Raw genomic sequence first — 23,888 nt, forward strand, 5'->3', positions numbered from 1 at the left:
GACGAAGCTCAAATGCAGAGGCAAAAAAAACCGGGCAATTGCCCGGCGGGTGGTTATTTATCCTCTTTTTTCTTCCCGAGCGTTGGCGTCTCGTCGAAGAAGTTCCACGGTTTAAGCAGGGTATGCACCCATTCCGTCGGCATAATCGGCCACTCTTCCGCACGGGCGACGTGGGTGGTGCCGGTGGTCATCCAGACCACGTCATCCCGATCGTTCAGCGACTCGTTATCCTTGCTGTACTGCCCCAGGCCCGTGTCGTGGATGGAGCGGTTAGGGAACTTACCTTCAGGGTAGAGTTCATCCGGGTGGTAGCGGGTCACCCACAGCTGCTTGTCCATAAAGCTCAGGCGATGGTAGATCCACTCGTCCGGGGCAAATTTCGCGCCGGTCGCCACCGGGTGCGTCCCCCCCGCGTAAGGGATAATCTGGTACGAGACCGGGTTGCCCATGCGGTTCTCTTTACTTGTGTTGCTCAGCAGTCGAATCGTGCCCGGGTCGAATTTCTGCGCCGCCTGCTGCTCGGTATCAATATCGTACTGATTGATCTGCATGGTGCTGGTGCGCGGGCCACCGGCGGTATTCGGCTTCACTTGCGGATCCATCGCCACCAGCTTGTTGTTGATGCCGTCCACGTCCATATCCAGGCGGAAGTTATAGATGTGCTGGTGGGTGGTGCCCACGATGTTATGGTCGATCAGCGTGCCGTAACGCGTATCGTCTTTGGCGGTGGCATCGTGCATGGTTTTCGCCTGAACGCCTTTCACCGCTTCGATACCCGTTGCGCCGGCATCAATGCCGATGGTGCCGTTTTCATGGAACACCCAGTCGAAGATGTAATCGTAGTTGCCCACGGTGCTCACCCAGCGCACCACCAGCTCGCGGCGCTCGGTGCTGACGTTTGGCTGGCCCATCTCCTGATGCTTGTATTCCGGCCCCGCGTAGCGTTCGAAAATGGCGATCGCGCGCGGGATCTCCATCGGCGCGCCGGTGTAGTCGGGAATGGTTTCATTGAGCATCACGGCGTTGGACGGCACGTCTTTACCGCGCACCAGCGATGAGGTCAGGGTGCCCATGCCGTAGTCGCCGGAGTCGAGATAGGCTTTAAAGTACCAGCCCACGTCCGGATCGCCGTACGGGACGATCATGCCGCCGAGAGACCCCTGATACATAATCTGGCGCTTTTTGCCGTTGTCGTTATAGGTCACGGTTGAAATCATCGGGCCGACGCGGGAGTCGAGGCTCAGGTGGAAATCCCAGTTCTGCCAGTGCACCATATCCCCGGTAATGGTGTAGTTCTTGCCTTCCGGTTCAGTGATGTTAAGCGGTTTTTTCGGCGTTTCTATACGGTCGCGGCCATCGTAGGGGCGCGGGGTCATGGGCACCGGAATAACGGCGCCTTCTTCAATTTTCTGGATTTTCTTCTGCTCAAGATCCACCACGGCCACCAGGTTCTCAATCGGGTGCGCCCAGTAGTTACCGTCGCCGACATCCAGATAGCTCACCACCTTCAGCAGGCGATCTTCCTGCTTCAGACCGTCTTTACCGTCGAAATAGCCGACGGTCAGCGGCGTGGTAATCACTTTTTTCGGGTCGGTGATGCCGTGCTTTTTAAGTACCTCGGCGAACTCGGTGCTGTCGTTGATAATTTGCTGAACCGCGGTGAAATCATCCAGCAGCACCATGCCGTGCGCGTCTTTTACCGGTTCCCAGCGCAGGATTTTTTTATCCTTCAGGTCCACCACGCTCTCGATAACGTGCTTGCCATCGAGCATCACGATCTTCGCCTGGCGAGGGGCGTCCACTGCCGTACCGTTCAGCACAAAGTCCCACACTTTGGCTTTTTCTGGCTCGGCAAGGGCGATTTGGGTAAAGCGGGTATTCGGTTTAAAGTCCGCCGAGGCTTTCACAATCTCAACGGCCTGCTTAATTTCGTCCGCCGTTAGCGCGTTTAACGGGTGAGGGCGTTTTTCAACCTGGAAGGTCTGGTCAAGGCCGGACTGGAAAACGTCGTTGATGAAGGTCTCAGAGATAAAGGCTTTTTTGCCTTTCATCACCACCGGCACCTCGAGCTTGAGGGTTTTACCGTTGACGATGGCGGTTTTTGCGCCCGGTTTGACCTTCACAAAGGCACCGTCTTTCGCAATGGTGAACATCTGTGCGTAATCATCCCACTGAACGTCCGCGCCAAAGTCCTGCAGCGTTTTGTCCATCGGGACCATATGCGCCTCACTGCCGTGGGCGAAAACAGGGGATTGCCAGGCGCAACACAGCGCAACGGCCATGGCCAGCGCCGTTCTACGGGCAGAAAAAGAAGAATTGCTTCCCATCGTAGACCTCATCTTGTTGTGTTTATACCCGTCATACTTCAAGTTGCAGGTGCGTTGGCTGCACTCACTCACCCCAGTCACGTACTTATGTACGCTCCCGGGGATTCGTTCCCTTGCCGCCTTCCTGCAACTCGAATTATTTAGGGTTTATTGTGTTGTGACAGCCTTATCCTGACAGGCGCCTGAGAAAAGCGTTTGCCTGCATCTGCCAGATTATTTGTCAGCCTTGCCAGGTTAAAAAAAGAGCGGGGATAAATCACAGGGTCGTGCAGACCAATCTCCTCTCCCCATTGGGGAGAGGCTCAGGGTGAGGGGAACTTAGCTGAAATCGCCCCGCTGACGCGCCACCAGCGTCAGAATGGAGTAGAGCGCCACGGCCTGCTGGTGCTGGTTGAAAATCTCAACGGACCATTCCACCACGCCGGTTGGTTTTTCCTCGGCGGTGCGCTGTTTCTTCAGCGTTTTACGCTTGCAGGTCAGACGCACCTGAATGGTATCGCCCGGCTTAACCGGCTCGATAAAGCGCAGGTTTTCCATGCCGTAGTTGGCAATAACCGGCCCGACGCCCGCGTCAACAAACAGTCCTGCCGCGGCGGAAATCAGGAAGTAGCCGTGCACCACGCGCTCGCCAAAGATCGATTCTGCCGCGCCAATCTTGTCCATATGGGCGTAGAAGTGGTCCCCGCTCAGGCAGGCAAAGTTGACGATGTCCGCTTCCGTCAGGGTGCGGCGCGGCGTCAGCAGGCTGTCGCCCGGCTGCAGTTCCTCAAAGTATTTACGGAACGGATGCACGCGATCCTCCTGCACCGTTGCGCCCCGTACCCACTGCTTGCCAATGGCCGCCAGCATGGTCGGACTGCCCTGGATCGCGGTGCGCTGCAGGTAGTGCTTCACCGCGCGCAGGCCGCCCAGCTCTTCGCCGCCGCCCGCGCGGCCCGGGCCGCCGTGCACCAGCTGAGGGAGCGGGGAGCCGTGGCCGGTGGACTCTTTCGAGGCTTCCTCGTTGAGGATCTGAATACGCCCGTGGGCGCGCGCCGCGCCGGCAATAAACTGGCGGGCAATGTCCAGGTCTGCGGTGACCAGCGTACCCGCCAGGCTACCGCCGCCCGCGCGGGCAAGCGCCATCGCGTGCTCTGAATTGCGATACGGCATCAGCGTCGCTACCGGGCCGAAGGCTTCAGTTGAATGCACCGCCGGGGTTTCGTCCGGCTGCGGGCAGAACAGCAGGGTCGGTGGGAAGAACGCGCCAGCGGAGTGCGGATCCGCTTTGCCACCCAGACGGATCTGGCAGCCTGCGGCGATAAGTTGATCCACTTTCTCCTGCACGTCGGCGCGCTGTCCGGCATTCACCAGCGCGCCCATCTTTACCCCGTCCTGCGCCGGGTCGCCCACCACCACTTTTTCCAGCCGGGCAATCAGCGCCTGGCTCACGGCATCAATCTGGTTTTGTGGGACGATAATCCGGCGAATGGCCGTACATTTTTGCCCGGCTTTGGCGGTCATCTCGCGGACCACTTCCCGGATGAACAGGGCAAACTCCGGCTGGTCCGGCGAAACGTCTTCCCCCAGCACGCAGCAGTTCAGGGAGTCGGCCTCCATGGTGAACGGAATCGAATTCGCCACGATATTCGGGTGCACGCGCAGGCTTTGCCCGGTGCTGGCGGAGCCGGTAAAGGTCACCACGTCCTGGCTGTCGAGCTGGTCGAGCAGATCCCCCGCGCCGCCGCAGATCAGGCTGATGGCGCCGTCCGGCACCAGCCCGCTGTCGACGATGGATTTCACCATCGCCTGGGTTACCTGTGCGGTAGCGGTAGCGGGTTTGATGATGGCGGGCATCCCGGCAAGCCAGGTCGGCGCCAGCTTTTCCAGCATCCCCCAGCAGGGGAAGTTAAAGGCGTTGATGTGTACCGCCACGCCGGATTTGGAGGTCAGGACGTGGCGCGCCGCAAAGCCGCCTTCTTTCGACAGCGGGATTAACTCATCTTCCGGCCACAGGGTGTCGTCCGGCAGCTCGCGGCTGCCCAGGCTGGCGTAGGTGAAGAGGGTGCCGATGCCGCCTTCAATATCTACCCAGCTGTCAGCCTTCGTCGCGCCCGTCTGGGCCGACAGGGCATAAAACGTCTCTTTCTCGCTAAGCAGGTGCTTTGCCAACGCTTTCAGCATGGCAGCGCGTTCAATAAAGGTCATCTTATGAAGCGCTTCGCCACCGCGCTCAATCGCGTAGCGACGAGCGGCCGCCATATCCAGCCCTTCGCTGGTGACTTCCCACAATGCTTCGCCGCTGATGGCGTGATGAATGGCGCGTTCGCGGCCCCGGCCAGACTGCCAGGTACCGGATAAGAAGCTGGCTAACTGCTGCATCGCTTATCTCCAAATGTTACGTGATTTGCTCATTAATAGTTTAATTATGAATCATAAAAAGCAAGCTGAGTTTTTAATGAATTGTTAGCGTTGTGATCTGGCTGGATGAATCTCATCGCGTAAAGGCGCTTGTTGCAAGGCTTGATGCAAAAGCCTTGCGAGCAGCATCACAAAACCAGTAAACAATTCTTGGGGTTATATTTAACCTTTGTGTAACTTTTAAAAAACAAAGTGATTCAACATTACGCTTTAAGTTGCAAACTAACGAATCATAAAGGTGATGACGTGACGCAAGAACAACGGTTTGAGCAGCGCATAGCGCAGGAGACGGCGATTGAGCCTCAGGACTGGATGCCTGACGCCTACCGTAAGACGTTGATCCGCCAGATTGGTCAGCATGCGCACTCCGAAATTGTCGGCATGCTGCCGGAGGGGAACTGGATCGCCCGCGCGCCGACGCTGCGCCGAAAAGCAATCCTGCTGGCGAAAGTGCAGGACGAAGCCGGGCACGGGCTCTACCTCTACAGCGCGGCGGAAACGCTGGGCTGCGCCCGGGAAGACATCTACCAGAAGATGCTCGACGGCAGGATGAAGTACTCCTCCATCTTCAACTATCCGACCCTGTGCTGGGCCGATATCGGCGTGATTGGCTGGCTGGTGGACGGCGCGGCCATCGTCAACCAGGTGGCGCTGTGCCGGACCTCCTACGGTCCGTATGCCCGCGCGATGGTGAAAATCTGTAAAGAAGAGAGCTTCCACCAGCGCCAGGGCTTTGAGGCCTGCATGGCGCTGGCGCAGGGCAGCGAGGCCCAGCGCCAGATGCTGCAGGACGCCATCAACCGCTTCTGGTGGCCGGCGCTGATGATGTTCGGGCCGAACGACGATAACTCGCCGAACAGCGCCCGGAGCCTGGCGTGGAAAATCAAACGCTTCGGCAACGACGAGCTGCGCCAGCGCTTTGTCGACAACACGGTGCCGCAGGTGGAAATGCTGGGCATGACGGTACCGGATCCCGACCTGCGTTTGGATGAAGAGAGCGGTCATTACCGCTTCGGCAAGATCGACTGGCGGGAGTTTGACGAGGTCATTAACGGGCGCGGCATCTGCAACCACGAGCGCCTGGCCGCCAAACGTAAAGCCTGGGAAGAGGGGGCGTGGGTGCGCGAAGCCGCACTGGCGCATGCGGAAAAACAACACGCCCGTAAAGTGGCTTGAGAGGAATCACGATGAGCAACGTCTACTGGCCGCTGTACGAAGTGTTCGTACGCAGCAAACAAGGGTTATCCCACCGTCACGTGGGCAGTCTGCATGCCGCCGACGATCGCATGGCGCTGGAAAACGCGCGTGATGCCTACACCCGCCGCAGCGAAGGGTGTTCTATCTGGGTGGTTAAGGCGAGCGAGATTGTCGCCTCCCAGCCGGAAGAGAGCGGCGAGTTCTTCGACCCGGCGGAAAGCAAGGTTTACCGCCATCCGACGTTCTACACCATCCCTGACGGCATCGAGCATATGTGAGGCAAAGAATGAATTCAGTGACTGCCTATGCCCTGCGTCTGGGCGACAACGGTCTGGTGCTCTCCCAGCGCCTCGGTGCCTGGTGCGGCCACGCGCCGGAGCTGGAGATCGACCTCGCGCTCGCCAATATCGGTCTCGACCTGCTGGGCCAGGCGCGCAACTTCCTGACCTATGCCGCGGAGCGGGAAGGCCAGGGCGATGAAGATACCCTGGCGTTTGGCCGCGACGAGCGCCAGTTCCGCAACGTCCTGCTGGTAGAGCAGCCGAACGGCAGCTTCGCCGACACCATTGCCCGCCAGTACCTGATGGACGCCTGGAACGTGGCGCTGTATGAACGCCTGACCCAAAGCAGCGACGGCCAGCTTGCCGCCATTGCCGCCAAAGCAATCAAAGAGGCGCGCTACCACCTGCGCTTCAGCCGCGGCTGGCTGGTGCGTCTGGGCGACGGAACCGAAACGTCCGCGCAAAAAATGCAGCAGGCTATCGACAATCTGTGGCGTTTTACGGCGGAGCTGTTTGAAGCCGATGAGGTCGAGCTGGCGCTGATTGACGCCGGCGTGGCGGTTGACCCGCGCGTCCTGCGCCAGCCATGGGAAAGCGAAGTTTATGCCGGTCTGCATGAAGCCTGCCTGCAGGTGCCCGCAGAGGTTGCGTATCGCACCGGGGGTAAGAAGGGGCTACATACCGAACATCTGGGCCCGATGCTGGCGGAAATGCAGTATCTCCAGCGCGCGTATCCCGGTCAGCAGTGGTAAAGGAGAACGCTATGCAACGCCTCGTCGACATCGCGCCCGCGCAAATTCCGCAGATCTGGTCGCTGTTAAGCCAGATCCCGGACCCGGAAGTGCCGGTGTTAACCATCACCGATTTAGGCATGGTGCGCAGCGTGAAGGCGCAGGGGGAAGGCTGGGTCATTGGCTTCACGCCAACCTATTCGGGCTGCCCGGCAACGGAACACCTGCTGGGGGCGATCCGCGACGCAATGACCGCGCACGGCTATACCCCGGTGCACGTTGTGCTCCAGCTTGAACCCGCCTGGACCACCGACTGGATGACCGCCGACGCGCGCGAGCGCCTGCGGGCGTACGGCATCAGCCCACCCGTGGGGCATAGCTGCCACGCGCACGCGCCAGCCGAAGTGAGCTGCCCGCGCTGCGCCAGCACCGACACCTCGCTTATCAGTGAATTTGGTTCGACGGCCTGCAAAGCGCTCTACCGCTGCAATTCCTGCCGTGAGCCCTTCGACTATTTCAAATGCATTTGAGGCTGCCATGACAACGTTTCATTCATTAACAGTGGCAAAAGTGGAACCCGAAACCCGCGACGCGGTGACCATCACCTTTGCGGTGCCGCAGGCGCTGCAGGAGGCCTACCGCTTTCGTCCCGGCCAGCACCTGACGTTAAAAACGAAGCTTGGCGGGGACGAGCTGCGCCGCTGCTATTCCATCTGCCGGAGTACCGCCCCGGGCGAAATCAGCGTGGCGGTCAAAGCGATTGAAGGCGGGCGCTTTTCCCGCTATGCCCGGGATGAGATCAAAGCGGGCATGGCGCTGGAGGTGATGGTTCCTCAGGGGCAGTTTGGCTACCAGCCGCGGGCTGACCGCGAAGGCCACTATCTGGCGATTGCGGCAGGCTCCGGAATCACCCCGATGCTGGCGATTATCTCCGCAACGCTTGCGACCGAACCCAACAGCCAGTTCACCCTGATCTACGGCAACCGCAGCAGCCAGAGCATGATGTTCCGCCAGGCGCTGGCGGACCTGAAGGACAAATACCCGCAGCGGCTGCAGCTGGTCTCCATCTTCAGCCAGGAGCGGCTGGACAGCGATCTGCTCTTTGGCCGCATCGACGGGGAAAAGCTGCAGGCGCTGGCGAAAACCCTGATTAACTTCCGCCAGTACGACGAGGCGTTTATCTGCGGCCCGTCGGCGATGATGGACGACGCCGAAGCCACGCTGAAGGCGCTGGGGATGCCGGACAAATCCATTCACCTTGAGCGCTTTAACACCTCCGGAATCACCGTCAGGCGCGCGGCGCACGTGCAGTCGGAAGGACAAAAAGTGACCGTTCGCCAGGACGGGCGCGACCGTGAAATCACCCTGACGGCGGACGACGAAAGCATTCTTGATGCCGCCCTGCGTCAGGGGGCGGATCTGCCGTATGCCTGCAAGGGCGGCGTGTGCGCCACCTGTAAATGCAAAGTGCTGCGCGGGAAGGTGGATATGGCGACCAACTACAGCCTGGAGCCGGACGAGCTGGCCGCCGGGTATGTGCTGAGCTGCCAGTCGCTGCCGCTAACCGCCGACGTGATCGTCGACTTCGACGCGAAGGGGATGGCATGAGCGAACTGATTGTTACCCGTCATGGCCGCGTGCTGCAGCTGACGCTAAACCGTCCGGCGGCGCGCAACGCCCTTAACAACGCGCTGTTGACCCAGATTGCTGCGCAGCTTGAGGCCGCCGCCGTGGATGCCGACATCGCCGTCTGCGTGATTTACGGCAGCGAGCGCTGCTTTGCCGCCGGGGCCGATCTCAACGAAATGGCGGAGAAAGACCTGCCCGCCACGCTGAACGATATCCGCCCACAGCTGTGGGCGCGAATCAACGCTTTTCCTAAACCGCTGATTGCCGCCGTGAACGGCTTTGCGCTGGGCGCGGGCTGCGAGCTGGCGCTGCTGTGCGACGTGGTTATCGCCGGAGACAACGCCCGTTTCGGCCTGCCGGAAATTACGCTGGGCATTATGCCCGGCGCGGGCGGCACCCAGCGTCTGATCCGCAGCGTTGGTAAATCGCTCGCCGGCAAAATGGTGCTGACCGGCGAGAGCATTACCGCAGAGCAGGCGCTGAGCGCCGGGCTGGTCAGCGACGTTTTCCCGGCAGCGCTGACGCTGGAGTATGCCCTGAAGCAGGCGGCGCTGATGGCGCGCCACTCTCCGCTGGCGCTGCAGGCGGCGAAACAGGCGCTGCGCCAGTCTCAGGAGGTACCGCTCCAGGCCGGTCTCGCCCAGGAGCGCCAGCTGTTTACGCTGCTTTCTGCCACCGAAGACCGCCGGGAAGGCATCGACGCCTTCTTACAAAAACGCACCCCCGACTTTAAAGGACGCTAATTGTGGAATTTATTCTCAGTCATGTTGAGCAGGGCGTAATGACCATTACGCTGAACCGTCCGGAGCGTCTGAACAGCTTTAACGACGTGATGCACGAGCAGCTTGCCGAGTGCCTGAAGCAGGCCGAGCGGGATGACGCCGTTCGCTGCCTGCTGATCGCCGGGGCAGGACGCGGCTTTTGCGCCGGTCAGGATCTGAACGACCGCAACGTCGACCCCAACGGCCCGGCGCCGGATCTGGGGATGTCCGTTGAAACCTTCTATAACCCGCTGGTGCGCCGCCTGGCAAAGCTGCCGAAACCGGTCATTTGTGCCGTTAACGGCGTGGCGGCCGGCGCGGGGGCCACGCTGGCGCTGGGGTGCGACATGGTGATCGCCGCCCGTTCCGCCAGCTTTGTGATGGCGTTCAGCAAGCTCGGCCTGGTGCCGGACTGCGGCGGCACCTGGCTGCTGCCGCGCGTGGCCGGACGCGCCCGCGCCATGGGGCTGGCGCTGCTCGGCGACAAGCTCAGCGCCGAACAGGCGCAGGCGTGGGGGATGATCTGGCAGGTGGTGGATGACGAACAGCTCTCCACCACGGCGCAGCAGATGGCGCTGCACTTTGCGTCTCAACCGACCTTCGGGCTGGGGCTGATCAAGCAGGCCATCAACGCCGCGGAAACCAACACCCTGGACGCCCAGCTCGATCTGGAGCGCGACTATCAGCGCCTGGCCGGGCGCAGCAACGATTACCGCGAGGGCGTCAGCGCCTTCCTGGCGAAGCGCGCGCCGAACTTTACGGGGAAATAAGATGCTGAACATACGTACTGTCGCCGTGATTGGCAGCGGCACGATGGGCGCAGGGATTGCCGAAGTGGCTGCCAGCCATGGGCATCAGGTGCTGATCTACGACATTTCTGCCGACGCCATTTCCCGCGCCATCGACGGGATCCGCCAGCGTCTGGCCTCCCGGGTGACGCGCGGAAAACTCTCCGCCGATGCCGGGAGCCAGATCCTCGCCCGGCTGCTTCCGGTCACGGATATCGAGGCGCTTTCCGCGGCCGATCTGGTTATAGAAGCAGCCTCCGAGCGTCTGGAGGTGAAAAAGGCGCTGTTTGCACAGCTGGCTGAGATCTGCCCGCCGCAAACGGTGCTGACCAGCAATACCTCTTCCATCTCCGTCACGGCGATTGCGGCGGACGTCCACCACCCGGAGCGCGTCGCAGGGCTGCATTTCTTCAACCCGGCGCCGGTGATGAAGCTGGTGGAGGTGGTCAGCGGGCTGGCGACCTCCCCGGAAGTGGCCGACGCGCTGTGCGAGCTGGCGCTGAACTGGGGCAAACAGCCCGTTCGCTGTCAGTCAACGCCGGGGTTCATCGTCAACCGCGTCGCGCGTCCGTTTTATTCCGAAGCCTGGCGCGCGCTGGAAGAGCAGGTCGCGCCGCCGGAGGTCATTGATGCCGCCCTGCGCGACGGCGGCGGTTTCCCGATGGGGCCGCTGGAGCTGACCGACATGATTGGTCAGGACGTGAATTTCGCGGTGACCTGCTCGGTATTTAACGCCTTCTGGCAGGAGCGTCGTTTTCTGCCTTCGCTGGTGCAGCAGGAGCTGGTGCTGGCAGGAAGGCTGGGCAAAAAGAGCGGGAAGGGCGTCTACGACTGGGAGGGTGACAAACCCGAGGTGCGCTGGGTGCCAGCCGTGAACGACAGCTACAGCCCGATGCGCGTGGAAAAAATAGGTGACGGTGTCACTGAAGTTGATGATGCGTACCTGATTGAAACGCAGGGCGAAACCGCTCAGGCGCTGGCGCTGCGGCTCAACGGCCCGGTGGTGGTGGTGGACCGCATTGAGCGCGAGGTGGCGGTGATTGCAGCGGCCGCCAGCAACCCGCACACCGCGACGCAAAAAGTTATCCGCTACCTGCAGCAGCAGGGTTATCGGGTGGTGCAAATTGCCGATTATCCCGGCCTGCTGGTCTGGCGCACGCTGGCGATGATTGCCAACGAAGCGCTGGATGCCCTGCAGAAAGGGGTCGCCAGCGAAAAGGACATCGATACCGCCATGCGCCTGGGCGTGAACTACCCGAGCGGGCCGATCGCCTGGGGCGAGCGTCTGGGCTGGCAGCGGCTGCTGACGCTGCTGGAGAACCTGCAGCGTCATTACGGCGAAGAGCGCTATCGCCCCTGTTCACTGCTGCGCCAGCGCGCGCTTCTGGAGAGTAGCTATGAGTCATAACGCCTGGCATAACGCCCGCGCGATGTACGAACGGGACGCCTGCGCTCAGGCGATGGGGATGGACATTGTCGACATGGACGAGGGCTATGCGGTCGTGACCATGACCATCACCCCGCAGATGCTGAACGGCCACAAAACCTGCCACGGCGGGCAGCTTTTTTCGCTGGCAGACACCGCCTTTGCCTACGCCTGCAACAGCCAGGGGCTGGCGGCGGTAGCCTCAGGCTGCTCGATTGATTTTCTGCGTCCGGGCTTTGCCGGGGACACGCTCACCGCCACCGCGCGGGTGATGCATCAGGGCAAGCTGACCGGCGTGTACGACATTGAAATCCAGAACCAACAACAGAAAACCGTCGCCCTTTTTCGCGGAAAATCTCACCGCATCGGCGGCAGCGTGACGGGAGAGGCCTGATGCGTGACGCATTTATTTGTGATGGCGTTCGAACCCCGGTGGGTCGCTACGGCGGCGCGCTTTCTACGGTAAGAACCGACGATCTCGGTGCCGTGCCGCTGCGCGCGCTGCTGGCCCGCTATCCCCAGCTCGACCTCGAGCGGATCGATGATGTTATCTTCGGCTGCGCCAACCAGGCGGGGGAAGATAACCGCAACGTGGCGCGCATGTCGTCCCTGCTGGCCGGGCTGCCGCAGACGGTGTCCGGAACCACCATTAACCGCCTGTGCGGGTCGGGGCTGGACGCGATTGGGTTTGCTGCCCGGGCCATTAAGGCGGGCGACGGCGAGCTGCTGATCGCGGGCGGCGTGGAGTCGATGTCGCGCGCGCCGTTTGTGATGGGCAAAGCCACCGCCGCGTTTCAGCGTCAGGCGGAAGTCTTTGATACCACCATCGGCTGGCGATTTGTGAATCCGCTCATGCATCAGCAATTCGGAACTGACAGTATGCCGGAAACGGCAGAGAATGTAGCTGAATTGTTAAATATCAGCCGTGCCGATCAGGACGCGTTCGCGCTGCGCAGCCAGCAGCGTACCGCGCAGGCGCAGCGGAACGGCATTCTGGCGCAGGAGATTGTGCCGGTACCGGTGCCGGGCAAAAAAGGGACGGTCACTGAGTTCTGCGTGGATGAACACCCGCGCACGGACACCACGCTCGAGCAGCTCGCCGGTCTGAAAACGCCGTTCCGTAAAAACGGGGTGGTCACGGCGGGAAATGCCTCCGGCGTCAACGACGGCGCTGCGGCGCTGATCGTCGCCAGCGAGAAGATGGCGCTGGCGCAGGGGTTAGTCCCGCGCACGCGGATCGTGGCGATGGCGACGGCAGGCGTGGAGCCACGTCTGATGGGGCTCGGCCCGGTACCCGCCACCCGTAAGGTGCTGGAGCGCGCCGGACTCAGCATTAGCGATATGGACGTGATTGAGCTTAACGAAGCTTTCGCCTCGCAGGCGCTGGGCGTGCTGCGTCAGCTGGGGCTGCCGGATGATGCCGCGCACGTCAACCCAAACGGCGGCGCGATTGCGCTGGGCCACCCGCTGGGTATGAGCGGCGCCAGGCTGGCGCTGGCCGCGAGTAATGAACTGCACCGACGCGGCGGGCGCTACGCGCTGTGTACGATGTGCATCGGTGTGGGTCAGGGCATTGCCATGATCCTTGAGCGTGTTTGAGCATAAAAACAATGTGAGTACCCTACAATGACAAATACAACAAAGCTTGACCCGATCGAAACCGCGTCCCTTGACGAGTTACAGGCGCTGCAGACCGAGCGTCTGAAATGGACGCTCCATCACGCCTGGAACAACGTGCCGATGTACAAACGCAAGTTTGACGCCGCGGGCGTTCACCCTGACGATTTCAAAGAGCTGGCGGATATCCGCAAATTCCCGTGCACCACCAAGCAGGACCTGCGGGATAACTATCCGTTCGATACCTTTGCCGTGCCGATGGAGCAGGTGGTGCGTATTCACGCGTCATCCGGCACCACCGGCAAACCGACCGTTGTCGGCTATACGCAGGGCGACATCGACAACTGGGCCAATCTGGTGGCCCGCTCCCTGCGCGCGGCGGGCGGCAGCGCGAAGGACAAAATTCACGTGGCGTATGGCTATGGCCTGTTTACCGGCGGGCTGGGCGCGCACTACGGCGCCGAGCGTTTAGGCGCGACGGTGATCCCGATGTCCGGCGGCCAGACGGAGAAACAGGCGCAGCTGATCCGTGATTTCCAGCCGGACATGATCATGGTGACGCCGTCCTACTGCCTCAACCTGATTGAGGAGCTGGAGCGCCAGATGGGCGGCGATGCCAGCGGCTGTTCCCTGCGCGTGGGCGTCTTCGGTGCCGAGCCGTGGACGCAGGCCATGCGTCGCGAAATTGAAAAACGCTTAGGCATTACGGCGCTGGATATTTATGGCCTCTCCGAGGTGATGGGGCCGGGCGTGGCGATGGAGTGTATCGAAACCGTCGACGGCCCAACCATCTGGGAAGACCACTTCTACCCGGAGATCGTCAACCCGAACGACGGCACGCCGCTGGATGACGGCCAGCAGGGCGAACTGCTGTTCACCACGCTGACCAAAGAGGCGCTGCCGGTGATCCGCTACCGCACCCGCGACCTGACGCGCCTGCTTCCGGCAACCGCGCGCAGCATGCGCCGTATGGACCGGATTAGCGGCCGCAGCGACGATATGCTGATCATCCGCGGCGTCAACGTCTTCCCGTCGCAGCTGGAAGAGGAGATCGTGAAGTTCGAACACCTTTCTCCGCACTACCAGCTGGAGGTGAACCGTCGCGGGCATCTTGATTCACTTTCCGTGAAGGTGGAGCTGAAGGAGAGTAGCCTCACGCTGACGCACGAGCAGCGTTGCCAGGTCTGTCACCAGCTGCGCCACCGCATTAAGTCGATGGTGGGGATTTCCACCGACGTGACGATCGTTAACTGCGGCAGCATCCCGCGCTCGGAGGGGAAAGCATGCCGGGTGTTTGACCTGCGTAAAGCCGCAGCCAACGGTTGAGCTTTCCCTCACTCCGACCCTCTCCCAAAGGGAGAGGGTTAGGGGAAGGGGCTATCCCAGAATCCTATGCTATGATTCATCCAGGAAAAAAATAACAACAGAATGAATCACATGAATAAACTCGACGCCTTTATCCAGCACGCGGTCAGCTCCGTTCCCGTCAGCGGAACCTCGCTTATCTCCTCGCTATACGGTGACGCGCTTTCCCATCGCGGCGGTGAGATTTGGCTCGGCAGCCTGGCCGCCTTACTGGAAGGCATGGGGTTTGGCGAGCGCTTCGTGCGCACCGCGCTGTTTCGCCTCAACAAAGAGGGCTGGCTGGACGTTTCCCGCATCGGGCGTCGCAGCTTTTACCGCCTGAGCGATAAAGGGCTGCGGCTGACGCGTCGGGCGGAGAATAAGATCTACCGTGCGGAACTGCCCGCCTGGGACGGCAAGTGGCTGTTGCTGCTCTCAGAAGGTCTGGATAAAACCACCCTTGCCGACGTCAAAAAACAGCTGATCTGGCAGGGGTTTGGCACGCTGGCGCCGAGCCTGATGGCCTCGCCGTCGCAGCATCTGGCGGACGTGCAGTCTCTGCTTCACGATGCCGGCGTGGCGGAAAACGTGATTTTCTTTGAAGCCCATTCGCCGCTGGCGCTCTCCCGCGCCGCGCTGCGTTCGCGGGTGGAGGAGTGCTGGCAGTTAACCGAGCAAAACGCGATGTACGAGTCCTTTATCAGCTCGTTCCGGCCGCTGCTGCCGCTGCTGAAAGAGGCCGCGCCGGAGGAGCTGACGCCGGAACGCTGTTTCCAGATCCAGCTGCTGCTGATTCATTTTTATCGTCGCGTGGTGCTGAAAGACCCGCTGCTGCCGGAAGAGTTGCTGCCCGCGCACTGGGCGGGGCAAAGCGCCAGACAGCTCTGCATTAATATCTATCAGCGTGTCGCGCCGGGGGCGCTGGCGTTTGTCAGCGAGAAGGGCGAAACCTCCGTGGGCGAACTGCCCGTGCCCGGCACGCTCTACTATCAACGCTTTGGTGGTCTTACAAGCGCATAAGGAGTGAAGATGCCCGTTTATCAAATTGATGGCCTGACGCCGGTCGTGCCTGACGACAGCTATGTTCACCCAACGGCGGTGCTCATTGGCGACGTGATTCTGGGCAAAGGCGTTTATGTTGGTCCTAACGCCAGCCTGCGCGGCGATTTTGGCCGCATCGTGGTGAAAGACGGTGCGAACATTCAGGATAACTGCGTGATGCACGGCTTCCCGGAGCAGGACACGGTGGTGGAAGAGGACGGGCATATCGGCCACAGCGCCATTCTCCACGGCTGCGTGATCCGCCGCAATGCGCTGGTGGGCATGAACGCGGTGGTGATGGACGGCGCGGTCATCGGTGAAAACAGCATCGTCGGCGCGGCGGCGTTCGTGAAGGCGAAAGCGGAGATGCCCGCCAACCATTTGATTATCGGCAGCCCGGCCAAAGCGATTCGCGAACTCAGCGAGCAGGAGCTGGCATGGAAGCAGCAGGGCACGCGGGAGTATCAGGTTTTGGTGGAACGCTGCAAGCTGACGATGCACCAGGTGGAGCCGCTGCGCGAGGCTGAGCCTGACCGGAAACGGCTGGCGTTTGACGAGAATTTAAGGCCGAAGTCGGCGGTGTAGGACGGGAGGTTCGCACCACAGCACTAACGGGAAGATGTTACCCGCCTCATCATGCTATTAATCCTCCGATACAGACTCATCACGACAAAGGACGCAGAGTTATGCTGAGAGGTAAACGCGCTGTTATCACGGGCGGTGGCGGAGGATTTGGTCAGGCGCTGTGCGTCTGGCTGGCACGAGAGGGCGTTGAAGTGGATTTTAGCGCCCGTCGGGTGGAGGATAGAGATAAAACCTGCGCCCTCATCGCGGCTGAAGGGGGGGGAGCAAGAGGGTATCTCTGCGATTTAGCCCTGCCGGAATCCGTTTCTCAATTCTCTTCGCAGGTTCTAAGTTCAGGCAGGCCAATCGATATTTTAATACTGAATGCCGCTCAGTGGTTGTCAGGGACAATAGACCAACAATCGAGCACTGAAATCGTCAATACCGTCAGTTCAGGCCTGACAGGTTCAATCCTGCTCACTAAGGCGCTGCTTTCAGGATTACGACGCTCAGACGGCGCAGACATCATTGCGATTATATCTGCATGCGGTATTCCGAACTTCACAGATTCCATTGCCCATCCCGCTTTTTTTGCCAGCAAACATGGAATGAGCGGCTTTATCACCAAACTGTCAAAAGAATTATCACTGGAAAATATAAGGGTGACCGGCTTGTATCCACCCGATTTTGAACTTACCGGGTTAGATGCGCTTGTAGACGATCGATCGCGAATGGGGGAGCGCTTAATGAATGGACGATCGGTCTGGGAAACGATGCGTTTTGTGCTGACTCAGCCACGTAGCTGCCATATTGGTACCGTCTATTTTCAGGGGCCCACTCGCGAAGATCTGGAATGTCAGTCCTGAAGCTCGTATTTTTGTATCCACCTCTTGATTTAGCAGAACAGGTACCACACAGATGACGCGCTTTTACCAATTTACGGCTACCAGCCTTGATGGCCAACCGATCTCAATGGCAGACTATACGGGAAGAGTGGTTTTGGTCGTTAATACCGCCAGCCAGTGCGGCTTCACGCCTCAGTACGCTGGGCTTGAAGCGCTATACAAGAAATACGCCGATCGAGGGTTAGTGGTGCTTGGCTTCCCCTGCAACCAGTTCGGTAAACAGGAACCCGGCGGCGCCGACGAAATCTCGAAAACCTGTTACATCAACTACGGCGTAAGTTTCCCGATGTTCGAGAAGGTCGAGGTCAACGGTAGCGCAGCGCACCCGCTTTTTGGTTATCTGAAAAACGAATTACCCGGCGTGCTGGGTGGGCGGATCAAGTGGAACTTTACTAAGTTTCTGATCGGACGCGACGGTAAACCACTCAAGCGTTTTGCACCGATGACGACGCCAGAAAAAATAGATCCTGCAATTCATGCGGCACTGGAAATGTAAGGTTTCTGATAGCCGGACCTTTCTCCTTTAGAGCCGGTCGAAATACTCACACCGGAGAGAAGATAACGTCCGCTCTGTGTGCCTGACGGACTAAACGCTGTTTTTTCCGCGTTGTGCCGGGAGCGGACGTTACGAGCTTATAAATTATAACGCTATTTTTTCGACAAGAAAAATGTTTCCTGGATTCGTTGGTTATTATCCTTCACTATTTTGTCTGATGCTTCTAATACGGATTTTAATAGTGAAGTCTCTTTGCCAAATTTTATGGACTGGGTATCTATTGTGAGATTGTACATCGGAATATTTTCAGCGCGATATACATTGTGGATTTTCAGTGTCAGTGTTGCAGGGACTTTTAAGGAAAGTCTATCAATAGTTGTTTTTTTCTCATCCGATTTATCTTTGTTATAATCATCAATAATTGACTGGATTTCTCTCTTAATGCCGTCTTGATAAGAACCGACAGATAAATCGGTAAGTTTGAAGATGGTTGAGTTATCACTGTCTGTTTTTAATTCAACATCAATAAATGCATTTTCACTATAAACTTTTCCTAATGATACATGACCGTTATCATTACTTAAAATGTTCTGTTTCTTAAACTCCAGATTTCCTGATAACATCGCAGATGATAACAACACTGACGCGCCAATGATTACACTTGATATGATGATTTTCATTTTTTTCCTTGATAACTTAAATTCATTTTTTTGGGGTGACGTTGTGCGTGAACCAGACTCACCAATAACTAACGCCATGCCCGTAATTGATTGTTTTTTGATCTAAAGGTTTCGCTAAGAAATTCCTATCCATGTTTTGACACGTGGTATTTGAGAAAACATGTCACTCCTTTGTTTGTTAGCATTTTGGAACCATATTACAATCTATTATTTTGAGTTAAAACTGTTATTTTTTGTAACGCGTCAGCTAAAGGAAATGAAGATGACAGTAGTGCGATAAAGAGACAATTATTGTACTTCAAGAATTTGTCGCAACACCTGGAGTTGGATGTCAGGCGTCTTGGGAGTGTCCCTGGCAAGGCATTCGCTCAACGCAACGAAAAAGGCCCCATCAGGGGCCTGGTCTGCTTTAACTATGGACTGCGTTTCGCCTGAATCAGAAGCGGTATTGCAGACCCGCTGTAATCGTATAGTTATGGTTAGAAATACCTGCCGCATCCCCACCAATAGAGCCGGAGTCACCAGTATTGGTATCAATAATCTGCGTACCGCCTTTACCTTCTTCATAACTGCTATAGGTAAATTCAGCAAAAACTTTGGCGCGCGGAGTGACGTAATACCCGGCATCAACAGACGCACCATAATAGCGGGAGTCTGTTGTCTTCTCGCGGAAAGTCAGATCGCGCATGTAGTGTTCGTCGTTATCATGTGCACGCACCCAGTCACTGAATTTGAACAGGGCATTAAATTCAAAGTCATTAAAGCGGTACTGCCCTGCAAGGCCGATGTAAGGCATAGAGAAACGCTGGCTATAACCAATACCGCGTTCGCCTGCCGGGAAGTTCCCCTGATAGGCGCCGTTATCATAATTATAAGTACCCCCAGTCGCCGTCCAGCTGAAGCGTGTTTCCTGATAACCTGCGGTTACGCCCGCTTTATAATTATCGCCCTGGAAGATCCACCCTTTTAGGTTGAGATCGTATTCATTGGCGTAGTTAACGTTAGTGGCAGGATGGCTTGAATGGTCTGTCCAGGAGGATTGTTTGGCATTCATCCAGTCATAGTCATCCATATGACCTGAGCCTGATGCCAGGGATGTCCAGCCTCGAGCGTTCAGTGTCAAGAAGGCGTATGCATCCCAGGAAATATCGCCTTTCAAAATAGCGACATTTTTTATTTTCCAGTCCAGCTGGCTAACTTTTCTTCCTGTGACTTCGTCATAAACCATCTCGTGGGATTTTCCGCTCAGCATCCCGGCAGATGCTGAAACCGTGAAGCTTTCCGGTGAGAAATCCGGTGTGGCTTGTAAGGAACCTGCATATACTGCCCCTGAAAACGCGGCCATCATCATTCCCGCAACAATATTTCTTGTCATTTTTATTTCCCTAAAACAAATTAATCAATGAGTTGCAGGGGAATATTAAAAGTCATACAAATAAGAATCAACTGCCAGTTTTGGTAATTTTGTATAATTTGACGTAAGGAGAAATATTTAACTTTGGGCCGCCTGAAGGAGGCGACCGCTAATATTTACATGACTACTGGCTTGATGCTAAACAACGGTCGTTTGCGGATAAAACGTTGTTATTCACTGTAACCGGCGCCACAAACACATTCCGTTTACCCGCGCAGCCACGGTGTGATCGTCAATCCGGTCAGCAGTCCCTCCGGACTGAGCAGGCGAGTAACGGTCTGGCCCCACGGTTCGGTGCGGTTGGCCACCAGCAGGCGATAGCCTTTTTCACTCAGAATGCGGGTTGCCGAGTCCAGATCCTGAACCTCGTACTCAACCCATCCCTGCGGTATCGGGTACTCAGTGGGCCACTGTTCTTCTCCAAAACATGACGTAGCCGCCTGTGCGAGCGGCCAGACAGCGAAATGCTTCACGCCTGCCAGCTGGCCCTCTTCAGTGAGAAGGTAATCGGTATTCCCCTCCATCGGCTTCAGCGGAAGGCCGAGTGTCTGGACATAAAACGCGGTGCTGGTCTCCGTATCCCGCGAAATGGCCCCGAACCCGGCGACGAACAAGACATCAATTTCTGGTAACGTCTGCGACATATCCACTCCTGAATGAGGTGAGATTCACCATGAATTTATCTTACGACCGACTGAAATACGACTCTCAATTCTGGTCTCGCATTCACCGTGCCTGCACGTCCACGACGGGTTTAAAATTCAGCGCGATGACGATCAGCAGCACGACTCCCGCACTCATGATCAGCCATGCGCTGGTCAGCGAGACCGAACTGTCGCGAACGATCCCCGCAATTAACGGCGTAAGCGCGGCGAGCATGTACCCACCTCCCTGAACTTTAGACAGTAACCTCCCGGCCTGCGCGGGCGTTCGCGCATGATCGAAGGTGACGATGAGCGACAGCGGGAAGAGGGCGCCGATCCTGGCCCCGAGCAGCAACGTGGATAATACCGGCGTCGTACCCGGCGAAAAGACCAGAGACAGTAATCCCGCCAGCAGCAGCAACAGTACGGCGATCAGCGGCACGCGACGGTCGGGGAATTTACCGATCAGCGCGGAGACGACAAACCCGGCGACAACCTCGGTTAACGTCAGCCAGGCCAGCATGAAGCCGCTGCTGCGGGCGGACCATCCCGCCTGAATATAGAACGGGGGCAGCCAGGCTAACACCAGCGTATAGGCTCCCGTTCCCACGCCGAAAAAGAGCAACAGGAGTGCTGTCCGTGAGGATGAGAGCTCTACGTGTTCGTGTGCTGTTTATTCATTACAGGGAATAAAACATCGAGTGTCATAGGTGCTCCATACAGGCTTGGTATTATTTTTTCTATTCCAGGGATGAATGGATGGTATTTCAGCGGGGGCTCTTTTGAAAAACGATAAATAGTGGGAATTAATGTGAGTTTTACTCAATGTCGGATGATGATCCATCGCACTATACTTACGTTCAGAAACCGAACGTGTGGCATGAGGATGGTATGGCTGGCGAAAACTTGTCCAAGATGGGCGCGGCAAAAGTCCATCTGATTGTGGATCACCATGGTAATCAGGTAATAGAAAAATACCCTGTTAGTGAGGTTGAATACGGCTTTTATGAACATGCGGCGGAACCACTCAGTGGCGTTGTCGAATCCCCACGACTTTTTAACGCCGATCCACACCGACGCAGCCTGACGCTTGAATACGTTCCTCATAAGATCTCACAGGATGAGGTTGCGGGAAACGACATACTGAAACGACTTTCACGTCTACACGATTATCCTGCCGACCCTGCATGGATTTATCACACCCATACCTGGTCTGAGTCAGCGCTAGAAAAATCTCTGTCTCTTCTGGAATTGCCCGTCAGGGCTGAGCGGCAGATGCGGTGTTTTCAGCAAGGGAGTAGCGTTTTGTTTAGTCAGGAATGTTTAATTTCTGGTGATACCAATGCGGGTAACTGGGGCAGAAGAGAAAACGGCGATACGATACTTTTCGACTGGGAAAGGTTCGGTACAGGCAGCCCGGCTATTGACCTTGCTCCGCTGGTAAAAGGGATGGGCTCAAAACAAAGCCTTTTGCAACTTGCCGAGCGCTACCGTGTTTTTGCCACGCATTCGGTCGCAGGCAGATTAGCCAGAGAAATCGCTCTTGCTAAAGCATGGATTGTCACTGAAGTCGTGTTACTTCTGCACGAAAGGAAAAAAAGTGATTTTAAGCTCTACCTGAGCTGGTACAGAGAACATCTCCCCGGCTGGCTGGATGAGTCCATCTCACTGCTTTGAGCACGTCGTAACAGAGCCTGCGAAACCGATGCAGCGTTTTGTTTCACAAACGCCATCGCTCATCGACCGTTCAGAATGGTATAACGTCTTGCGGCAATCGGGTTGCCGCCCGCTGATTCCATTCACAAAGGTGTATATGAAACAAATTACGTTAAGTGATCTGCAGCAGCAAAGCGAGCAGGCTGCCAATTCACCTCGCTTACGCGCGCATCGCAATTTACATCCTGAGCTGAGCGACCCGGTGCAGCGTCTGGCCATCGCGATGGAGCCTGGCACGTATGTCCGCCCCCATCGCCATCCGCACACGTTTGAACTGCTGACGGCTCTGAGCGGTCGCTTTCTGGTGCTGAATTTTGATGACGGCGGTAACGTGACCCAGCGCGTGGTGTTAGGTGAAGACTGCAAGGTGCTGGAGATGGATGCCGGTACCTGGCATGCCGTGCTGTCGCTGGATAAAGGCGGCGTCATTTTTGAGGTAAAACACGGCGGCTACCAGCCTGTTCCGGAGCACGATACCGCCCCATGGTCACCGGCTGAGAACGCGCCCGGTTGCGCGGAGCTGATGAAATGGTACGCTCAGGCGCAGGTGGGTGACGGGGGTTTTACCCTGTAATTTTATCTCGTTTGCCCGGCGCGCGAAAAGGCGTGCCGGGAAAGAGAGCGGTCCCGCAAACACAACTCTCGCATGCTGGTTTTATTTAAGGCTCTCTAGCCCTTGCAGGAACTCCTCAACCTGCTCAGGCGTCGCCGTGTCTGCCTGGTAAAGGATATCGAGCTTAACGTTCTTTAGCCCGCAGAAGCCAAATACACCTTCGATTATCTGCGTCTGAATCGCCGTCGAATAGCCGTGCTTGTCGAACCCGGTGAGATCGCTGCCGCCGGTGGCAATCAGGCGGACGGGAACATCACGTAAGTTGCCCACAATCCGGCCACCGTCGGCCACCTTATACGCCCAGTTCAGGGTTAATACGCGATCGAACCAGCCTTTCAACAGCGCGGGGACCGACCACCAGTACACGGGGAAGACAAACACCAGCATATCCGCTCGCTCGACGCGCTGCTGCTCGCGCAGAATATCGTCGGGAAGGGCGCTCGGATCGCCGTGATACAAATCGAGATCGGCGCGGGTCATCGCCGGATTAAACCCTTCAGCATGCAGATCGGCGATCTCAACCTGCGTACCTTGCTCGCGTAATTTCCCGGCAATATGGGCTGCCAGCGAATGGGATAACGAATTGTCGACAGGGTGAGCCGTCACGATCAGTGCGTTATTAATGGCATTTGTAGCAGACATAGCGACCTCGAATGGGTGAGAATTGACGCCTATATTACTATTGGTAACTTAGGTGTCAATCCGCCCCCGGCGATCATTTTGTGCTGTTCGCGTAGCTCTCCAGCACGCCGGTCATGGCACCGCTTAGCGTATCTTCCGCCACATTCCGGGCAAGCACGCCGTTGCCCGCCGCGGTGCTGAGCGCTTCCGCCGCGCCAATGATGGCCGTCAGTACCGCTTCCCCCTGAACGCCTTTTAAGACGATAAAAGGGGAAAGCGCGGTGCGCAGGCAGTCGGCACATTCGGCCACGCATGCCTCCCGGAACGTCTGCAGCGCGCGAGAACCGGACAGCGCGGCAGCTATTGGCCCGGTTTCAGGCCCGGCGGCAATCGCGCAGTCGATATAGGCCGCGCTGAAAAAGCTGATCGTCTTCTCCAGCGTTTTGCCGTCGACCGCCAGCGTCTCGCGGAATTTCGCCAGCTGCCGGTCGCTATAGTCCTGATACAGCGCCATCAGCAGCCCTTCACGATCGCCAAAGTGGTCGTAGGGGATAGGTTTAGTCACGTTAGCCCGCTCGGCCAGGTAGCCAAGGGTCAGCGCCTCCGTGCCTTGCTGACGAACGATTCCGCGCGCAACCTCCAGCAGCTGCACGCGGCGGTCCTCTTTTCTCAAGCGCTTAACAACCATGCTTT

General features: G+C 57.9%; 24 protein-coding genes and 1 pseudogene. 17 read left to right on the top strand and 8 right to left on the bottom strand.

The window, feature by feature from the left end; translation table 11 throughout:
- Positions 1 to 53: 53 nt before the first annotated feature.
- Both tynA and paaZ read right to left on the bottom strand, forming a co-directional pair.
- Complete coding sequence (gene tynA, locus KGP24_RS11195) at positions 54 to 2,327, bottom strand: primary-amine oxidase (RefSeq protein WP_223563352.1); 2,274 nt, start codon at positions 2,325 to 2,327, stop codon at positions 54 to 56.
- A 318-nt stretch (positions 2,328 to 2,645) separates the two neighbouring features.
- Positions 2,646 to 4,688 carry a phenylacetic acid degradation bifunctional protein PaaZ gene (gene paaZ / locus KGP24_RS11200; RefSeq protein ID WP_223563353.1) on the bottom strand — a complete coding sequence of 681 codons (2,043 nt, stop codon included), beginning with the start codon at positions 4,686 to 4,688 and terminating at the stop codon, positions 2,646 to 2,648.
- A gap of 285 nt (positions 4,689 to 4,973) precedes the next feature.
- On the opposite strand from paaZ, the gene paaA reads away from it, so the two are divergent.
- The 15 genes from paaA (at position 4,974) to KGP24_RS11275 (ending at position 17,507) form a co-directional block, all read left to right on the top strand.
- Positions 4,974 to 5,903 carry a 1,2-phenylacetyl-CoA epoxidase subunit PaaA gene (paaA, locus tag KGP24_RS11205; protein ID WP_245403337.1) on the top strand — a complete coding sequence of 310 codons (930 nt, stop codon included), beginning with the start codon at positions 4,974 to 4,976 and terminating at the stop codon, positions 5,901 to 5,903.
- An 11-nt stretch (positions 5,904 to 5,914) separates the two neighbouring features.
- Positions 5,915 to 6,202: a 1,2-phenylacetyl-CoA epoxidase subunit PaaB gene (paaB, locus tag KGP24_RS11210; protein WP_003857353.1), complete on the top strand. Its 288-nt coding sequence runs from the start codon at positions 5,915 to 5,917 to the stop codon at positions 6,200 to 6,202.
- An 8-nt stretch (positions 6,203 to 6,210) separates the two neighbouring features.
- On the top strand, positions 6,211 to 6,957 hold the full coding sequence (paaC, locus tag KGP24_RS11215; RefSeq protein WP_223563354.1) for a 1,2-phenylacetyl-CoA epoxidase subunit PaaC: 747 nt from the start codon (positions 6,211 to 6,213) through the stop codon (positions 6,955 to 6,957).
- 11 nt (positions 6,958 to 6,968) lie between these two features.
- Entirely contained in the window at positions 6,969 to 7,466 is a 498-nt protein-coding gene (paaD, locus tag KGP24_RS11220) for a 1,2-phenylacetyl-CoA epoxidase subunit PaaD (RefSeq protein ID WP_194399127.1), read from the top strand.
- A gap of 7 nt (positions 7,467 to 7,473) precedes the next feature.
- Positions 7,474 to 8,544, top strand: a complete 1,071-nt coding sequence (paaE, locus tag KGP24_RS11225; RefSeq protein WP_223563355.1) for a 1,2-phenylacetyl-CoA epoxidase subunit PaaE — start codon at positions 7,474 to 7,476, stop codon at positions 8,542 to 8,544.
- Positions 8,541 to 9,308 carry a 2,3-dehydroadipyl-CoA hydratase PaaF gene (gene paaF / locus KGP24_RS11230; protein WP_223563356.1) on the top strand — a complete coding sequence of 256 codons (768 nt, stop codon included), beginning with the start codon at positions 8,541 to 8,543 and terminating at the stop codon, positions 9,306 to 9,308. The genes paaE and paaF overlap by 4 nt, the downstream gene beginning before the upstream one ends.
- On the top strand, positions 9,308 to 10,096 hold the full coding sequence (gene paaG, locus KGP24_RS11235) for a 2-(1,2-epoxy-1,2-dihydrophenyl)acetyl-CoA isomerase PaaG (protein ID WP_223563487.1): 789 nt from the start codon (positions 9,308 to 9,310) through the stop codon (positions 10,094 to 10,096). The genes paaF and paaG overlap by 1 nt, the downstream gene beginning before the upstream one ends.
- Position 10,097: 1 nt before the next feature.
- Entirely contained in the window at positions 10,098 to 11,522 is a 1,425-nt protein-coding gene (gene paaH, locus KGP24_RS11240) for a 3-hydroxyacyl-CoA dehydrogenase PaaH (RefSeq protein ID WP_223563357.1), read from the top strand.
- A complete protein-coding gene (paaI, locus tag KGP24_RS11245; RefSeq protein ID WP_223563358.1) occupies positions 11,512 to 11,934 on the top strand; it encodes a hydroxyphenylacetyl-CoA thioesterase PaaI in 423 nt (140 codons plus the stop codon). Before paaH ends, paaI begins: the two co-directional genes overlap by 11 nt.
- A complete protein-coding gene (pcaF, locus tag KGP24_RS11250) occupies positions 11,934 to 13,139 on the top strand; it encodes a 3-oxoadipyl-CoA thiolase (RefSeq protein ID WP_223563359.1) in 1,206 nt (401 codons plus the stop codon). Before paaI ends, pcaF begins: the two co-directional genes overlap by 1 nt.
- A gap of 27 nt (positions 13,140 to 13,166) precedes the next feature.
- Positions 13,167 to 14,483: a phenylacetate--CoA ligase PaaK gene (paaK, locus tag KGP24_RS11255; protein WP_223563360.1), complete on the top strand. Its 1,317-nt coding sequence runs from the start codon at positions 13,167 to 13,169 to the stop codon at positions 14,481 to 14,483.
- A gap of 102 nt (positions 14,484 to 14,585) precedes the next feature.
- Positions 14,586 to 15,521 (top strand): phenylacetic acid degradation operon negative regulatory protein PaaX, encoded by a 936-nt coding sequence (paaX, locus tag KGP24_RS11260; protein ID WP_028016008.1) that lies wholly within the window; start codon positions 14,586 to 14,588, stop codon positions 15,519 to 15,521.
- 9 nt (positions 15,522 to 15,530) lie between these two features.
- Positions 15,531 to 16,127 (top strand): phenylacetic acid degradation protein PaaY, encoded by a 597-nt coding sequence (gene paaY, locus KGP24_RS11265; protein ID WP_223563361.1) that lies wholly within the window; start codon positions 15,531 to 15,533, stop codon positions 16,125 to 16,127.
- A gap of 101 nt (positions 16,128 to 16,228) precedes the next feature.
- Positions 16,229 to 16,972, top strand: coding sequence for an SDR family oxidoreductase (locus tag KGP24_RS11270; protein WP_223563362.1), 744 nt, complete (start codon positions 16,229 to 16,231; stop codon positions 16,970 to 16,972).
- A gap of 52 nt (positions 16,973 to 17,024) precedes the next feature.
- Complete coding sequence (locus tag KGP24_RS11275; RefSeq protein ID WP_223563363.1) at positions 17,025 to 17,507, top strand: glutathione peroxidase; 483 nt, start codon at positions 17,025 to 17,027, stop codon at positions 17,505 to 17,507.
- Positions 17,508 to 17,659: 152 nt separating this feature from the next.
- Here the strand turns inward: KGP24_RS11275 and KGP24_RS11280 are convergent, their stop codons facing one another.
- The 4 genes and pseudogenes from KGP24_RS11280 to KGP24_RS11295 all read right to left on the bottom strand — a co-directional run.
- Positions 17,660 to 18,187, bottom strand: a complete 528-nt coding sequence (locus KGP24_RS11280) for a hypothetical protein (RefSeq protein ID WP_223563364.1) — start codon at positions 18,185 to 18,187, stop codon at positions 17,660 to 17,662.
- A 436-nt stretch (positions 18,188 to 18,623) separates the two neighbouring features.
- Positions 18,624 to 19,562 carry an omptin family outer membrane protease gene (locus KGP24_RS11285; protein ID WP_223563365.1) on the bottom strand — a complete coding sequence of 313 codons (939 nt, stop codon included), beginning with the start codon at positions 19,560 to 19,562 and terminating at the stop codon, positions 18,624 to 18,626.
- 245 nt (positions 19,563 to 19,807) lie between these two features.
- Positions 19,808 to 20,245 (bottom strand): VOC family protein, encoded by a 438-nt coding sequence (locus KGP24_RS11290; RefSeq protein WP_223563366.1) that lies wholly within the window; start codon positions 20,243 to 20,245, stop codon positions 19,808 to 19,810.
- Positions 20,246 to 20,327: 82 nt separating this feature from the next.
- Positions 20,328 to 20,897 (bottom strand): annotated as a pseudogene (locus KGP24_RS11295) (MFS transporter); the annotation flags it as partial.
- 239 nt (positions 20,898 to 21,136) lie between these two features.
- Between KGP24_RS11295 and KGP24_RS11300 the strand changes: the two are divergent.
- Entirely contained in the window at positions 21,137 to 21,922 is a 786-nt protein-coding gene (locus KGP24_RS11300; protein ID WP_223563367.1) for a phosphotransferase, read from the top strand.
- 136 nt (positions 21,923 to 22,058) lie between these two features.
- Entirely contained in the window at positions 22,059 to 22,535 is a 477-nt protein-coding gene (locus tag KGP24_RS11305; RefSeq protein WP_223563368.1) for a WbuC family cupin fold metalloprotein, read from the top strand.
- An 81-nt stretch (positions 22,536 to 22,616) separates the two neighbouring features.
- Here the strand turns inward: KGP24_RS11305 and KGP24_RS11310 are convergent, their stop codons facing one another.
- On the bottom strand, positions 22,617 to 23,216 hold the full coding sequence (locus tag KGP24_RS11310) for an NAD(P)H-dependent oxidoreductase (RefSeq protein ID WP_223563369.1): 600 nt from the start codon (positions 23,214 to 23,216) through the stop codon (positions 22,617 to 22,619).
- A 73-nt stretch (positions 23,217 to 23,289) separates the two neighbouring features.
- Complete coding sequence (locus KGP24_RS11315; RefSeq protein WP_223563370.1) at positions 23,290 to 23,883, bottom strand: TetR/AcrR family transcriptional regulator; 594 nt, start codon at positions 23,881 to 23,883, stop codon at positions 23,290 to 23,292.
- Between the last annotated feature and the right edge of the window lie 5 nt (positions 23,884 to 23,888).

This window comes from Enterobacter sp. JBIWA008, from assembly GCF_019968765.1.
In the GTDB taxonomy this organism is placed as follows: domain Bacteria; phylum Pseudomonadota; class Gammaproteobacteria; order Enterobacterales; family Enterobacteriaceae; genus Enterobacter.

Bases quoted from the DNA above. Each gene is read 5' to 3' on its own strand.
- tynA (WP_223563352.1), bottom strand. From the start codon at position 2,327: ATGGGAAGCAATTCTTCTTTTTCTGCCCGTAGAACGGCGCTGGCCATG.
- paaZ (WP_223563353.1), bottom strand. From the start codon at position 4,688: ATGCAGCAGTTAGCCAGCTTCTTATCCGGTACCTGGCAGTCTGGCCGG.
- paaB (WP_003857353.1), top strand. From the start codon at position 5,915: ATGAGCAACGTCTACTGGCCGCTGTACGAAGTGTTCGTACGCAGCAAA.
- paaC (WP_223563354.1), top strand. From the start codon at position 6,211: ATGAATTCAGTGACTGCCTATGCCCTGCGTCTGGGCGACAACGGTCTG.
- paaD (WP_194399127.1), top strand. From the start codon at position 6,969: ATGCAACGCCTCGTCGACATCGCGCCCGCGCAAATTCCGCAGATCTGG.
- paaE (WP_223563355.1), top strand. From the start codon at position 7,474: ATGACAACGTTTCATTCATTAACAGTGGCAAAAGTGGAACCCGAAACC.
- paaF (WP_223563356.1), top strand. From the start codon at position 8,541: ATGAGCGAACTGATTGTTACCCGTCATGGCCGCGTGCTGCAGCTGACG.
- paaH (WP_223563357.1), top strand. From the start codon at position 10,098: ATGCTGAACATACGTACTGTCGCCGTGATTGGCAGCGGCACGATGGGC.
- paaI (WP_223563358.1), top strand. From the start codon at position 11,512: ATGAGTCATAACGCCTGGCATAACGCCCGCGCGATGTACGAACGGGAC.
- pcaF (WP_223563359.1), top strand. From the start codon at position 11,934: ATGCGTGACGCATTTATTTGTGATGGCGTTCGAACCCCGGTGGGTCGC.
- paaK (WP_223563360.1), top strand. From the start codon at position 13,167: ATGACAAATACAACAAAGCTTGACCCGATCGAAACCGCGTCCCTTGAC.
- paaX (WP_028016008.1), top strand. From the start codon at position 14,586: ATGAATCACATGAATAAACTCGACGCCTTTATCCAGCACGCGGTCAGC.
- paaY (WP_223563361.1), top strand. From the start codon at position 15,531: ATGCCCGTTTATCAAATTGATGGCCTGACGCCGGTCGTGCCTGACGAC.
- KGP24_RS11270 (WP_223563362.1), top strand. From the start codon at position 16,229: ATGCTGAGAGGTAAACGCGCTGTTATCACGGGCGGTGGCGGAGGATTT.
- KGP24_RS11275 (WP_223563363.1), top strand. From the start codon at position 17,025: ATGACGCGCTTTTACCAATTTACGGCTACCAGCCTTGATGGCCAACCG.
- KGP24_RS11280 (WP_223563364.1), bottom strand. From the start codon at position 18,187: ATGAAAATCATCATATCAAGTGTAATCATTGGCGCGTCAGTGTTGTTA.
- KGP24_RS11285 (WP_223563365.1), bottom strand. From the start codon at position 19,562: ATGACAAGAAATATTGTTGCGGGAATGATGATGGCCGCGTTTTCAGGG.
- KGP24_RS11290 (WP_223563366.1), bottom strand. From the start codon at position 20,245: ATGTCGCAGACGTTACCAGAAATTGATGTCTTGTTCGTCGCCGGGTTC.
- KGP24_RS11300 (WP_223563367.1), top strand. From the start codon at position 21,137: ATGGCTGGCGAAAACTTGTCCAAGATGGGCGCGGCAAAAGTCCATCTG.
- KGP24_RS11305 (WP_223563368.1), top strand. From the start codon at position 22,059: ATGAAACAAATTACGTTAAGTGATCTGCAGCAGCAAAGCGAGCAGGCT.
- KGP24_RS11310 (WP_223563369.1), bottom strand. From the start codon at position 23,216: ATGTCTGCTACAAATGCCATTAATAACGCACTGATCGTGACGGCTCAC.
- KGP24_RS11315 (WP_223563370.1), bottom strand. From the start codon at position 23,883: ATGGTTGTTAAGCGCTTGAGAAAAGAGGACCGCCGCGTGCAGCTGCTG.